14 protein-coding genes are annotated in these 12,915 nt (G+C 38.3%); 10 read left to right on the top strand and 4 right to left on the bottom strand.

The genetic code is table 11. The features are described 5' to 3' along the window. Positions 1–65: 65 nt before the first annotated feature. Genes ACX0HA_RS00620 through ACX0HA_RS00630 form a run of 3 tightly spaced genes read left to right on the top strand, consistent with a single transcriptional unit; the run spans position 66 to position 1,750 of the window. The gene (locus ACX0HA_RS00620) at positions 66–644 is read left to right on the top strand and encodes a cytochrome b/b6 domain-containing protein (RefSeq protein ID WP_458843322.1); all 579 of its coding nucleotides are present in this window, start codon (positions 66–68) and stop codon (positions 642–644) included. A 60-nt stretch (positions 645–704) separates the two neighbouring features. After that, positions 705–1,466: an NYN domain-containing protein gene (locus tag ACX0HA_RS00625; protein ID WP_458843323.1), complete on the top strand. Its 762-nt coding sequence runs from the start codon at positions 705–707 to the stop codon at positions 1,464–1,466. A 5-nt stretch (positions 1,467–1,471) separates the two neighbouring features. Further along, complete coding sequence (locus ACX0HA_RS00630; RefSeq protein ID WP_458843324.1) at positions 1,472–1,750, top strand: hypothetical protein; 279 nt, start codon at positions 1,472–1,474, stop codon at positions 1,748–1,750. Positions 1,751–1,879: 129 nt separating this feature from the next. Here ACX0HA_RS00630 and ACX0HA_RS00635 read toward each other — a convergent pair whose 3' ends face one another. The 3 genes from ACX0HA_RS00635 to ACX0HA_RS00645 all read right to left on the bottom strand — a co-directional run bounded on the left by ACX0HA_RS00635 (position 1,880) and on the right by ACX0HA_RS00645 (position 5,490). After that, positions 1,880–4,375: a DUF5686 and carboxypeptidase regulatory-like domain-containing protein gene (locus tag ACX0HA_RS00635; RefSeq protein ID WP_458843325.1), complete on the bottom strand. Its 2,496-nt coding sequence runs from the start codon at positions 4,373–4,375 to the stop codon at positions 1,880–1,882. A 10-nt stretch (positions 4,376–4,385) separates the two neighbouring features. After that, positions 4,386–4,802 carry a type II 3-dehydroquinate dehydratase gene (gene aroQ, locus ACX0HA_RS00640; protein ID WP_458843326.1) on the bottom strand — a complete coding sequence of 139 codons (417 nt, stop codon included), beginning with the start codon at positions 4,800–4,802 and terminating at the stop codon, positions 4,386–4,388. Between the two features lie 139 nt (positions 4,803–4,941). After that, positions 4,942–5,490 (bottom strand): porin family protein, encoded by a 549-nt coding sequence (locus ACX0HA_RS00645; protein ID WP_458843327.1) that lies wholly within the window; start codon positions 5,488–5,490, stop codon positions 4,942–4,944. Positions 5,491–5,886: 396 nt separating this feature from the next. On the opposite strand from ACX0HA_RS00645, the gene ACX0HA_RS00650 reads away from it, so the two are divergent. Further along, positions 5,887–6,390, top strand: a complete 504-nt coding sequence (locus ACX0HA_RS00650; protein ID WP_458843328.1) for an outer membrane beta-barrel protein — start codon at positions 5,887–5,889, stop codon at positions 6,388–6,390. A 178-nt stretch (positions 6,391–6,568) separates the two neighbouring features. Continuing rightward, the gene (locus tag ACX0HA_RS00655; protein ID WP_458843329.1) at positions 6,569–7,171 is read left to right on the top strand and encodes a porin family protein; all 603 of its coding nucleotides are present in this window, start codon (positions 6,569–6,571) and stop codon (positions 7,169–7,171) included. 73 nt (positions 7,172–7,244) lie between these two features. Here the strand turns inward: ACX0HA_RS00655 and ACX0HA_RS00660 are convergent, their stop codons facing one another. Next, positions 7,245–7,850: a porin family protein gene (locus ACX0HA_RS00660; protein WP_458843330.1), complete on the bottom strand. Its 606-nt coding sequence runs from the start codon at positions 7,848–7,850 to the stop codon at positions 7,245–7,247. Between the two features lie 94 nt (positions 7,851–7,944). On the opposite strand from ACX0HA_RS00660, the gene ACX0HA_RS00665 reads away from it, so the two are divergent. From ACX0HA_RS00665 to ACX0HA_RS00685, 5 genes are all read left to right on the top strand, one after another. Further along, a complete protein-coding gene (locus tag ACX0HA_RS00665; RefSeq protein WP_458843331.1) occupies positions 7,945–8,862 on the top strand; it encodes a site-specific tyrosine recombinase in 918 nt (305 codons plus the stop codon). Positions 8,863–8,936: 74 nt separating this feature from the next. Further along, positions 8,937–10,460, top strand: coding sequence for a sensor histidine kinase (locus ACX0HA_RS00670; RefSeq protein ID WP_458843332.1), 1,524 nt, complete (start codon positions 8,937–8,939; stop codon positions 10,458–10,460). After that, positions 10,447–10,839 (top strand): response regulator, encoded by a 393-nt coding sequence (locus ACX0HA_RS00675; RefSeq protein ID WP_458843333.1) that lies wholly within the window; start codon positions 10,447–10,449, stop codon positions 10,837–10,839. Before ACX0HA_RS00670 ends, ACX0HA_RS00675 begins: the two co-directional genes overlap by 14 nt. A gap of 118 nt (positions 10,840–10,957) precedes the next feature. Then, complete coding sequence (locus ACX0HA_RS00680) at positions 10,958–11,551, top strand: TetR/AcrR family transcriptional regulator (RefSeq protein ID WP_458843334.1); 594 nt, start codon at positions 10,958–10,960, stop codon at positions 11,549–11,551. 201 nt (positions 11,552–11,752) lie between these two features. Further along, positions 11,753–12,898 (top strand): efflux RND transporter periplasmic adaptor subunit, encoded by a 1,146-nt coding sequence (locus tag ACX0HA_RS00685; RefSeq protein WP_458843335.1) that lies wholly within the window; start codon positions 11,753–11,755, stop codon positions 12,896–12,898. Positions 12,899–12,915: the final 17 nt, after the last annotated feature.

Consider the following 12,915-nt stretch of genomic DNA (forward strand, 5'->3'; position numbering starts at 1 on the left):
AAAATTAACATTCGCTTTAAAATAATCTTTTGGCAGAACCGACTGTGCCCTCTAAATTTGTACTTATGAGAGAAAAACGATTTAATCTTGCCAGCAGGCTGCTGCACTGGGCTATTGCGATTACCTTTTTATACATCATGCTAACCGTGCTGCTTCGAATGGGGTGGATGAACAAAGGCAGTATGGGAATCATAATACAGGAGAATCTCAACGAGCAAAATATTCCCATTAATCAGGACGATGCATTTGTGATTGCAAAAAAAGTACGCAAGCCGATGTGGAACACGCACACCATTGCAGGATATGTGTTAGTTGGGCTATTTGTATTACGTATGATCCTGACCTGGGTTCAGGGAGCGGGTTTTGTTAATCCGTTAAAGAAAGGCATTTCGCAGTATGATAAATTCAAGTCGTGGGTATATGTTATTTTCTATATTCTTTTAGGAGCTTCATTATTTACAGGATTGATGATGGAATTTGGCCCTGAAAGCCTTGAGCATACCATGGAAGATATTCACGTACTGTCATTATACTATTCGGTTACTTTCATTGTGTTGCATACTGTTGGTGTTTTGATGGCCGATGCAGGAAAGGAGAGGGGGATTATCTCTAAAATAATAAGTGGGGACAGGCCTTTGCAATAGTTTACCGGAAATTCTGCTGCTGTCATAGTTTTACGCTACCTTTGAGTAAATCTTATACTTATGAGTAGTACAATTCAGGATCTCAGGCTTGCCGTTTTGATTGATGCCGATAATGTTCCTTATGCCAACGTGAAGGAAATGTTTGAGGAAATCGCCAAATATGGTACACCCACCTTTAAACGTATTTATGCCGACTGGACCAAGCCTACCGTATCCGGATGGAAAAAGGTATTGCTTGAAAATGCAATTACGCCCATTCAGCAATACAGTTATTCTACAGGGAAGAACGCCACCGATAGTGCGATGATCATCGATGCGATGGATATTCTTTATACTGGTAAGGTCGACGGATTTTGTATCGTTTCTTCCGATAGCGATTTTACGCGTCTTGCGACCCGCCTTCGCGAAGCAGGAATGAAGGTAATAGGTATAGGAGAGAAAAAGACCCTTATTCCGTTTATATCAGCCTGTGATAAATTTATCTATATTGAGATCTTAGGAAAAGCTGATGCAGATCATGATCATGAAGATGATACAAAAGAAGAAAAAGCAGCTCCAATTGTTAAGCAGCCTATAAGTAAAGTAGACAGGAGACTGATAAAACTCCTGAGCCAGAGCATAAACGATCTTGCCGATGAGAATGGCTGGGCCTATCTGGGCGACCTGGGTAACTTTATCCTGAAAAAGCAGCCGGATTTCGACTCAAGGAACTATGGTTACCCTAAAATGCTGGCACTAATAAAAAGTATTGATAAATTTGTTGTTGATGAAAGAGATACGGGCAAAAGCAAGATTAAGCACGTATATGTAAAGAATAAATAAGAAAGATGGCAGAAATAAAAAAACTCACCGAAGCTGTACTCCGAAAAGACAAGAGCGTAAACAAAATGCAGTTTGATAAGGAATGGTTCTATTCGGTAGAAGACCTTGAAGACTATCTGAAGGAAGACCTTACCGGAATCGAATCGGTAACGCTGCCATTGGATTTTGATGGTGTAAAATATCCAATACTATGCACTACCTGGGAAGACCTTGAGCGTTTTCTGCATAAAGATCCTGTAGAAGGCTTCAGGGGAAGTGTTTTGAAGAACAGGAAGAAGAATTAGTTATAGGTTTACAGTTTACAGCGAACAGTTGTTAGCGAATAGGAATAAGTTCACTATCTAATATTCTAATTATAACTTTAAGGAATGTTGGGCGGACTGTTAACCGTTAACTTATAACTGTAAACTTAATTACTCAAATATATCCAGGAACGTAAGTCCAAAAATTACCCCATCACTTATAAAACCGCTTTCATACGATCGTATGTAATCTATCCTGAAAAAGCGTGCTTTTCCCCAACCCACATTATCAAGACCAATGGTAAATTCCGAATAAGGACTGCGTTCCGGTACGGCAAGAATATGATATCCCGCTACCAAATGGTAATTCAGCTTATTGAATAACGGAATTGAATTGGTTAAAAATCCTTTAAAGTTATGTTCTAAATGGCCTTCAAAATATTGGTCATTGGTACTATGCGAATAGTAAGGCAGGAAATTAAAAACGTTCAGGTAGCGTTCAGATTTACCAATATGTGTCTGGTTACCGTTAAAATGCCTGTAATCAGTAAAGGCGATGTTTTCTGAATTAAAGAATTTCCCTGTCCTGAAGCTCATGCCGAGCTCTCCTTTATTGCCTACAGTAATATCGTAATTCACTTTTGCCGAAAGATGGTCAAAATTATAATCGCTTATGCTTGCCGCAAAGCCTTTTTCATACTTTAGGAAAATGCGTGGGTACTTATCGCTTGGTATGGTTTCCCTGCCGTCGGGGCGTGTTCTGTATTTCTGCCCGAAGCTGATTTTTGTAGCCAGTGATATTTTGTACATGTCATGCTTTTGAAAAGCAGGCAAACGGTTGTCGTATTGAAGCAGGGGCAGATCCAGTAGCAAAGGATTGTTCGATGTATAAGGCTTGTACAGGTTCTTTAGTGTTGAGAACTCTGTGTTGTTTAGTAAGGAACGTTTACGTGTATATTCAGCCGTACCGTATAAATAAAGGCCATTGGTCACTTCTTCTTCATAACTCAGGCGAAGAAAATTGTTATCATACAATTTCATGTAATTGTCCTTAAAGAATAACGTACTTACGCTATTTACAATACGGTTAATAGGATTCTCAGGATTAAACTGCTCTATGCTGCTGCCTCCTTTAAGGGTTATAATGCGTTTCGTGAAATTATTGAACTTATGCGAAATGGTTCCTGTTGCCCTGAAGCGCTGTTCTGCAAAGCCATAGTTAAGGTCGGTGCCTATGGTGGTGTAGGTTTTTTTATCAGGATTATGTTTTGTAAAATAAAAACCGGGAGCAAGGTTATAGGCTTGTACGGTATTAAAACCAAGCCTGCGGATGATTCCGGTATAGCTTATCTGCCAGTTCTTTTCGGTATTGTAGTATACATGCCCTATTGGGGTAGACAGCCATTTAAAGCGATTACGTTTCCTGTCCATTGCTGTCATGTGCGACTTCCTGCCGCTTATTTCCTGAAGGCTGTCTTTTCGGCGGTAATCTGTAATTTCATCCTGTGTTAGAGGTATAGGGCGTATTTTATTCCAGTAAGAGTCGGGTTTGTCATTAGCACCTTCCTCAAAACGCTGTATTTCCGGGCCAAATGTTTTAGGCTCAAATTCGGGATTCAGTTTAAAATTACTGTATACATAAGAGAATCTTCCGTTAAATCCCACCCCGAACAGTCCGGCATCAAAATCGAGTGTCTGTATGTTTTTTGTCCATACTTTCTCTTTGTTGTTGTAGCCAAAATTCTGTTTTATGGTTAGGATGTTAAGCAGGTCTTTTTGTATCTGGCTGCCTTTTATGGAGAGGTCAATACCATAGAGCTGCCAGGTATCCTCGACAATATAGATGTAACCGCTAAAGGCAGGTTCTTTATCTCTTTTTGGAGTGACTTTTATCTTGTTGATGAGGTATTTGTCATTGGCAAAAAAAGTGCTTTCCAACTGATAATTGTAATAATTAAAAGCGTTGTCAGCAATAGGAGAAATTGCGTTCACTTCAAATGGAATATAGTTTTGGTAAAAATCAAACTCGGCTGCTGCAGCATTGTTGTAGCTCACGCCATTATCGTCTCCGCTTACTTTTGAAGCGATAACACGTTCGTGCATCTTGTCGGGTTGCTGGTATTTTACATGTGATGAGGTTTCGGAAAGATATAATATCCCGTTCCCTGATTTATCGAGCGATGCACCAAAGTCACCTACTTTTTGTCCCAGTATCTTATCAGGCACATTCCTCAATCTGAAGATCCCACGCGAGTAGAAATCGGCTTCAAAGCCCATAATGCGTTGGCTGTTTTCTTTTCGGTGTTCAATTGCTTTATGGATAATGGCATTGGCAGGATTATCAGTATTAGAAATAACTACCTCTTTCAGGTTAAATTTTTCTTCCTCTAAAGTTACATTAAGGGTATGTGGAAAGGAGGTAATATCTATGGTTATCTCCCGGGTCTTGTAGCCCAGCGACTGAAATATAAGTGTATAATGCCCTTTAGCGGAAACATTCAAAGAATAGCTTCCGTCTTCGTTAGTTGAGGTACTATTATAGGTTCCTTCTACCATTATGCCTGCAAAAGGTACGGGTTCGCCGGTTTTGGCGTTTACATGGCCTTTTACCTGAGCATAGGAGGTCAGGCCGGCAAGCAGCAATAGTAGTATCAGAACATTTTTCATAGTAGTTTTTTTATGGTAACAGCGCCTGTAGCGCGAGTTCATAACCTTTTAGGCCAAAGCCGACTATCACTCCTGCAGCCACAGGGGAGAGGTATGACTGGTGTCTGAAGGTTTCCCTTGAGAAAGTATTTGATATATGCACCTCGATCACGGGAGATGTTACAGCTTTTACCGCATCGGCAATACCTATTGAGGTATGTGTGTAAGCGCCGGCATTGAGCACTATACCATCATAAGTAAAGCCTGTCTCCTGAATCCTGGTTATTATTTCACCCTCTATATTGCTCTGAAAGTATTCCAGCTTTATCCCTGGGAATTTTTGCTGCAATTCGGCAAGATAGTCCTCAAAAGTGCGTCCGCCGTAAATCTCAGGTTCGCGTACACCTAACAGGTTAAGATTAGGTCCGTTAATAATAATGATCTTCATCAGTGATTTTTGTATTGTAAAAGTAAGTATTAGTGAGGTATGCTGTATATGCTTTAATAGTATTTTTAACACATTGGCCTATAAAAAAGCCGGTCATATCTTAAAAGATATACCGGCTTTTGCATAATCTATATATTTCTTAGAACATATACCCAACAGAAAGCTGGAATACATTGTTCTTAACATTACCACTAAAGTCGCCATCATCATTAATGTCAGTTAAACCTACGTTATAACGTGCCTGTGCAAAAAGGCCTGCGATAATTTTTAGTTCAACACCTCCTGAGGCGGCAAGATCAAAACTCTTGGTTTTAAGAACTTCGTCAGCATCGCTTACAAGGAAAGAGAACTGAGGTCCTGCGGTTATGCTTAATCTGTCCGGAAGGATGTAGAATTTAGCCAGTACAGGTACTGCGATATAATCAAGGTTAATATCTTCAGCACCGTCAAGTACTGTGTCATACTTACCACCCTGAGAAGAGAATAAACCTTCAGCCTGTACAGAGAACATTGGAACAATGTTTAGCTCCAATACCGCACCTGCGTGGAAGTTAGTTATTCCGTCAGTGTCAATGTCTCCTGAGAAATTAGCGAAGTTAGCTCCGGCTTTAATACCAAAGTTAATGCCTTGTGCCTGCGCGGCAAAGCTTCCTGCCAGCGCTACAAATAAGAAAATGATCTTTTTCATGGTTTTATTTATTTAAAAATGGTTATTCTTATATTTCATATAAACATGCGCAATCTTTAATTACGGTGATATACATTGCAAAAGTAAAGAAAAGTAGTACTAATGAAAGTTTTTTAACCGTATTTTGGCTTTTTTAAAATGTTAATTTTTCTTTAATTATTTGTATTATAGGGTTAAATGGTGATGATTTTTCAATATGTTGGGTTTTAGGAGGTCTTTTTATGTAACTTGTTGATTTTAAGTAAATTTGTTTTTCTTGTCCTTAAATAAAAATCTTCAGTATTTTGGATATATAAATATTGTTGATAAAATAGTTAAAAAGACACGTTAATCGATAATTTAAGTGTTAATTATTTTGATATTTTTGATTTACACAATAACTAAAATTTAAAACAAATGAAAAAAGTCTTTTTATCAGCCATAGCTGTTATGGCATTTGGTTTTGCTGCACAGGCTCAGGAGAGTGGTTTTCAGGCAGGTATTCATTTAGGTGCTCCAATTGGGGATGCAGGCGATGTTTCTTCTTTTAACTTTGGTGCAGATGTATCATATCTTTGGCCTGTAGCTGACAGTTTTTCTGCAGGTATAACAACAGGATATACTCATTTTTTGGGCAAAGACTATGATGTACCGGGTGGTGGTTCAATAAAAGCAGATGACTTTGGGTACATACCAGTAGCTGCTACCGGGCAGTATTCTTTTGATGCTTTCTTTATCGGAGCTGATCTTGGTTATGCTATCTATGCAGGAAGCGGAGACGGAGATGGTGGTTTTTACTACCAGCCAAAAGTAGGTTACCATATTGCTGAACAGCTTGATGTTTATTTAGGTTACAAAGGGATCTCGGTAGATGGTGGAAATGTATCTGCTGTTACTGTTGGTGTTGCATACAAATTCTAAGAATGAATTCACATTATAGTAAGCCTCCATTAATGGAGGCTTTTTTTATGCTTTTAAAACGGCTTACTGTGTGAATGCCAGGTTACTATATTGTAACTATAAAAAATACCTAACAAAGGGTATTTTCCTATTAATAATTTTATATAGCTTTGCAGTCAAATAATCAAATCAATTTAAAATGAAAAAAATTTTATTATCAGCTATCGCTGTAATGGCTTTTGGTTTCGCTAATGCTCAGGAAGCAGCTACAACTGGTTTCTCTGAAGGAGATGTGTTTATTACAGGTTCAGTTGGATTCGGCAGTGAAAAAACTGGTGATGCAAAAACTAACACTTTCAACTTTTCTCCAAAAGCAGGTTACTTTGTAACTAGTAACATTGCTGTAGGTGTTCAATTAGGTTTTACATCTGGTAAAGATACAGTTGAAACTCCTGCAGGAGATGTAGAAAACAAACAAACAGGTCTTGAAGTTGGTGCATTTGGTAGATATTATTTCACTCCAGCAAGAAACTTATCTTTCTTCGGACAACTTTCAGTTGGTTACGTTTCTAACAAAGTAGAAGATGAAGGAGAACCTGAGTACAAAGAAAATGGTGTAAACATCGGACTAGCTCCGGGTGTTAGCTATTTCGTATCTGACCACATTGCTTTCGAGGCTACTTTCGGAATCTTAGGTTACAATACGCTTAAGCCGGATGTTGATGGTGCTGATTCTACAAACACTTTCAATTTTGGTGCTAACTTTAGCGATATCAACTTTGGTATGGTTTACAAATTCTAATATTTGTATTTAGTTATATGGCAAAAGCCTCCGCATTGCGGAGGCTTTGTTAATTTTAACCAATACTATATGCTTAAAATTTATATCCTACACCTATCTGGAAAACAGAATTTCTTGCGTCACTGTTTTCAAAAATATCAGTCAGACCAAGGTTATACCTTCCTGATGCAAATAATCCCATCTGGGTTTGGAAAGTAACACCGGCAGCTACACCAAATTCAAAATCTTTAGCTTCGTTAAGGTCAATATCCCCCTCATTATCTGTTGGGTCACCGTCAATTTCTTCGTTTACCTTAAAGCTGAACTGGGGACCTACCTCAAGGCTTAATCCTTCCAATACGTATACTTTAGCAAGTACAGGTACATTTATGTAATCCAATTGGTATTCTACTTTCTCATTTTCGCCAAGAAAGCTTTCGTAGTCCGATTTAAAACCTTGTCCTGAGTACAATGCCTCAACCTGAATTGAGAAAATATCTGCCATTGGAAACTCAGCCAGTGCACCTACGTGAAAGCTGGTTCTTGAATCGGGGCTGTCAAAATCGTCACCCGATATTGTTGCAAAGTTAACACCACCTTTTACACCAAAGCTTGGCGACATCCCCTTAGGGTTTTGTGCATACGTTACTGCTCCCGCTAGTAATAATGCACCTACTGATAACATTTTAAATAGTTTCATCACTTTATAAGTTTTAGTTTTGTATTTCAAAATTATACCATTACTATTGGTGCAATTCTGAAAGGATTCTTAATTCACATAACTTTAACCGTGTATGAAAAGTTGGATTAAATTTATAAATGACTATAAATCATACCTCAAAATTGAGCGTGGATTGGCTATAAATTCTATCGAAAATTATTGTTTTGACGTGCAAAGGCTTGTAGATTACCTTGATAGCAATTGTATTGATGTATCGCCTATTGTAATCGATGAGGAAGTGATCCAACAGTTTATTTATCATATTGCAGCGGAACTTAATCCACGTTCAAGGGCACGTATAATTTCCGGTCTTAAGAGTTTTTTTAACTATTTGGTGTTTGAAAATTACCGAAAAGACACCCCAATGGAGCTTATTGAAGTGCCAAAAATTGGGCGAAAGCTTCCCGATACGCTCTCGGTAAATGAAATTGACGCTCTTATTGCTGCCATTGAGATGACAAAAGTTGATAAAGAAGGCAAATCGCAGGGCGAACGCAACCGGGCAATGCTGGAGACACTTTACAGCTGTGGGCTAAGGGTTTCGGAACTGGTAACTTTAAAGCTTTCAGACTTATTCTTTGAAGAGGGATTTATTAAAATAACGGGTAAGGGTAATAAGCAGCGTTTTGTACCCATTGGATTATCTACCCAAAAATATATAAATCTATATGTGACTACCGATCGAAACAAACTTACTATCCAAAAAGGGCAGGAGGATACCCTGTTCCTTAACCGTAGGGGCAAAGCACTTACGCGTGCTATGGTGTTTACCATAATAAAAGACCTTGCCGTTAAGATAGGGTTAAATAAGACCATCAGTCCACATACATTCAGGCATTCATTTGCAACGCACCTTTTAGAAAATGGTGCCGACCTTCGTTCCATTCAATTAATGTTGGGACACGAATCTATCACTACCACAGAGATCTATATGCATATAGACAGAAAATTCCTTAATACAATTTTGAATACATACCATCCGAGGCGATAATTTAATAGAAAAACCCATGTTTTTTTAGTAAAAGTTCTTAATTTTAACACTTGACTTAATTTCGAAAAAGGAGGATGAAGATTTTTGATAAACAGGATATATATGATGGCGAAAGCCTGAATGCTTTTTATAAAAAACTGCTGGATCAGGTTCCGGATCTTATTTTTAAAATACGATGGAACATAGAAACAGAAAAATATGCCATTATTTTTTTAAGCGAAAGCATTAAAGATCTTTATGAAATTCCTCAGGATGTGTTCCAGTCGGATCCTCATCATTACTTTTATGACCGCATGGTGCCTGAAGATGCACTGCCATTTATTGAGAGCCTTGAAGATTCTCGAAAAAAACTTATGAAATGGGATCATACTTACAGGCTTCAGCTGCCGGATAAAGGTTTGCGATGGATGCGGGTAACAGCAGTTCCCGAAGTAAAACCCGATGGTTCTGTAAGTTTTTATGGCAGGGCAACCGACATAACCGATCATAAAGAGCAGGAGGCCAGGCTTCACGTGTCGGAGGAGCGTTTTAATTATGCCCTTAAGGCGGCATCTGAAGGCATATGGGACTGGGATATGAAGACAAATGTTGTATATTTTTCTGCACAGCTCATGAAGATAATGGGAAAGAAAGAGGTTGAGGCTTACTTTCCGAATACCTTTTGGCTTAGCCGTATCCATCCGGACGATTCCCTTGCTTATGATAAAAGCAAAACCGATTATTTTAAAAAGAAGAATGCTTCTTATGAGAGCATTTATCGTATACTCACAGATCAGGGCAAGTACAGGTGGGTATTGAGCCGTGGCAGAGTAGTGAGTTATGATGAAGACGGAAACCCGTCAAGGGCTATAGGCACATTAAAAGATATTAATCAGCTCAAGGAAAAAGAGGTTGAACTGGGTAATACTATAAATATTATTGTCAGTCAGAATAACCGCCTTAATAATTTTGCACACATCGTATCCCATAATTTAAGGTCGCATGCCAGTAATCTTAAAATGCTGCTGGATCTCTTTAAGACTGCCAATGAAGAAGAAAGAGAGGAGATGTTGCAGCACCTTGAATCAATTTCTGATGGTCTGACCATAACTATCAGCCACTTAAAGGAACTTGTTGAGATACAGACCGAAATTAAAAACGTAAGAGAAAAGCTTAATTTAAGACACTACTTAAAGAACATCCTTAACATTTTGCATAACGAAATAAAGAAGCATAATGTTGATATTGAGATAAATATACCTTTGGACGTTACTGTAGAGTATAATCCTGCTTATCTTGAGAGTATATTGCTTAATTTTACAACAAATGCCATTAAATACTCAAGTCCGGACAGGAAGCCAATGATATCCTATGATTTTGAGATAATTGACGGAAAAAAAGCACTTTCGATTACAGATAACGGACTCGGAATTGATATGAAAAAACATAAAAATTCCCTTTTTGGCATGTATAAAACATTCCATAAGAACCAAAATGCTCGAGGCATAGGCTTGTTTATAACAAAGAACCAGGTTGAGGCCATGGGTGGGAAAATTGAAGTGAACAGTGAATTAAATAAAGGAACTACATTTAAAGTTTATTTTGATGAAGAAGATTAGCAACCTTTATGTAATAGATGATGATAAGATCTATCATTTTCTGTTGAAAAACCTGTTCAAGCAGAATGGGATAGATGTTGCGTCTACATTTTTTGTGAATGGTTCTGACGCTATAGATTACATAAAAAAGAACAACGGTGAAGATATATTGCCTGACCTTATATTGCTGGATGTAAATATGCCTATCATGAACGGTTGGCAATTCCTGGAAGAATTTGGAAAAATATCCCATGGACTTTCGAAAACACCTACCATATACATGATAAGTTCTTCGAATAACGAAGTGGATATTAATAAATCCAAAGAGTTTGACGGGGCTGTTAAAGGATATTTTTTGAAGCCAATATGCAAGGAAGACCTTGATAAGATCTTTATTTAAAGGCGGTATAAGTTTTGTTTATGACAGCTATAAATAAAAGTGATAAAGAAAAACTGTAAACGTAAATTATAACACCTTACCTTTGCTTAACGCTGTTAAGTAATTTAAAAGCTATTAAATGGGAAGTAAAGAGAGAATATTAAGACAGAAAGAAGAAACCCGTTCGAATATACTTAAAGCTGCGAGAGAGATAGTAAAGGAAGAAGGCTGGCAAGGTCTGAGCATGCGCAAGATCGCTGACAAGATTGAATATACAGCTCCTATAATTTACGAATATTTTTCTAACAAAGAAGCTATACTACAGGAACTTACCTGTAAGGGGTTCGGGATTTTGACAAAAGACCTGGAAGCTGCAAAAACAGAATCGAATGATCCTGCCGAGCAACTGGAAGGGATGTGGCTGGCCTACTGGAACTTTGCTCTAAAGAACAAAGAAATGTACCAGCTTATGTATGGAGTAGAGATGACTTGTTGTGCACAGCGCAATACCGAAACCGATGCGCCGTACACACTGATAAGTAATGTTATTGCTCAACTGATGGAAGATGAGAATCCTAAACCGGAAGTTATCAAGCAAAAATATTTTACGTTCTTTTCAGTTATACATGGGCTTATTTCCATCAATATTGTTGGTAATGGCTTATCAGATGATATCAATAAACAAATACTGAAAGACGCGATTAACGGCATTGTCCGGTACATTAAAGAATAAAAAAATTTTGCATTTCACTTAACACCATTAAATCATTTAATTAGTATATAATCATGAGAACTCTTTTTTAGCACTACTGCTTTTTTTTGCAAAACTACTTAACGCTGTTAAATGGTTTAAAAGCATAAAGCGCAATCATCAATCATTATTTTTAATTTTTTTGGACTATCACTTAACATCATTAAATTATTTAACTTTATTATGAAACGTATAATAATTATCATAGCTATAGTACTTGTTGCAGGCATTGCCTTCTACGGATTTACCGGAGGAGGAGAAGAGCAGGCGGCTGCTCCTCAGGCTGTTTCAGTTCCTGTATTGTCAATAGGACAGGCGGAAGCAGTTACCTATCAGGAGTATCCCGTTACCGTTGAAGGGAGGGTAAACGTAGAGATTCGCCCTCAGGTAGACGGTTACCTTGATAAGGTATTTGTTGACGAAGGGGCTTTTGTAAAAGCAGGGCAGCCTATTTTTAAGATCAACGAAAGCCGTTACCGCGAATTGCTTAATAATGCACAGGGAGCTTTAAACGGAGCTGAAGGTGCACTTATCAATGCAAAGCTTGAGGTTGAGAAAATGACCCCACTTTTTGAAGGTAAGGTAATCTCTGAATATCAGCTTAAGAATGCAAAAGCATCTGTAAAAATTGCTGAAGCTAATAAAAAACAGGCCGAAGCTGCTGTAGCATCTGCCAGGATAAACCTTGGGTATACACTTATTACTGCACCTGTAGACGGTTATATTACCCGACTTCCCAAAAAGCAGGGAAGCCTTGTTTCTGCAGCTGATCCGATACCTCTTACTTTAATGTCTGATATAACTGAAGTGCACGCTTACTTCTCTTTGGGAGAGGCTGATTTCATTGCTTTCAGGGATAAGCACGAAGGCACTACTCTTAGCGACAAACTTAAAAAGCTTCCTGCTGTTAGCCTGCTGCTTGCAGATGGCAGCGAATATGAGCAAAAAGGTAGAATAGACATGGTAGACGGGCAGTTTGACCGTACTACAGGTGCTATAACCTTAAGGGCTAATTTCCCTAATACCAAAGGGCTTCTTCGTTCAGGCAATACAGGAAAGGTGCGTCTTGGCATCAGCCATGCGAATGCTATTACTGTTCCACAGTCTGCTACGGCAGAAGTTCAGGACAAGGTGTTTGTATATATTGTAGATAAAGACAACAAAGTAACCAAGACACCGGTAACTATTTTAGGCAAAAGCGGAACAGATTATCTTATTAAAGACGGTCTTAAAGCAGGCGACAGGATCGTGTACAAAGGCTTCGAAACCCTTGCAGACGGTACGGTTATCATCCCTGAGAAAATTCAGGAAGAAGTTGCAGTTAAATAATTACTAACTAATCACTT

The organism is Flavobacterium hauense (assembly GCF_054457175.1).

Coding starts and splice junctions, on each gene's coding strand:
- ACX0HA_RS00685 (WP_458843335.1), top strand. CDS start 11,753: ATGAAACGTATAATAATTATCATAGCTATAGTACTTGTTGCAGGCATT.
- ACX0HA_RS00630 (WP_458843324.1), top strand. CDS start 1,472: ATGGCAGAAATAAAAAAACTCACCGAAGCTGTACTCCGAAAAGACAAG.
- ACX0HA_RS00665 (WP_458843331.1), top strand. CDS start 7,945: ATGAAAAGTTGGATTAAATTTATAAATGACTATAAATCATACCTCAAA.
- ACX0HA_RS00625 (WP_458843323.1), top strand. CDS start 705: ATGAGTAGTACAATTCAGGATCTCAGGCTTGCCGTTTTGATTGATGCC.
- aroQ (WP_458843326.1), bottom strand. CDS start 4,802: ATGAAGATCATTATTATTAACGGACCTAATCTTAACCTGTTAGGTGTA.
- ACX0HA_RS00620 (WP_458843322.1), top strand. CDS start 66: ATGAGAGAAAAACGATTTAATCTTGCCAGCAGGCTGCTGCACTGGGCT.
- ACX0HA_RS00650 (WP_458843328.1), top strand. CDS start 5,887: ATGAAAAAAGTCTTTTTATCAGCCATAGCTGTTATGGCATTTGGTTTT.
- ACX0HA_RS00670 (WP_458843332.1), top strand. CDS start 8,937: ATGAAGATTTTTGATAAACAGGATATATATGATGGCGAAAGCCTGAAT.
- ACX0HA_RS00660 (WP_458843330.1), bottom strand. CDS start 7,850: ATGAAACTATTTAAAATGTTATCAGTAGGTGCATTATTACTAGCGGGA.
- ACX0HA_RS00680 (WP_458843334.1), top strand. CDS start 10,958: ATGGGAAGTAAAGAGAGAATATTAAGACAGAAAGAAGAAACCCGTTCG.
- ACX0HA_RS00645 (WP_458843327.1), bottom strand. CDS start 5,490: ATGAAAAAGATCATTTTCTTATTTGTAGCGCTGGCAGGAAGCTTTGCC.
- ACX0HA_RS00635 (WP_458843325.1), bottom strand. CDS start 4,375: ATGAAAAATGTTCTGATACTACTATTGCTGCTTGCCGGCCTGACCTCC.
- ACX0HA_RS00655 (WP_458843329.1), top strand. CDS start 6,569: ATGAAAAAAATTTTATTATCAGCTATCGCTGTAATGGCTTTTGGTTTC.
- ACX0HA_RS00675 (WP_458843333.1), top strand. CDS start 10,447: ATGAAGAAGATTAGCAACCTTTATGTAATAGATGATGATAAGATCTAT.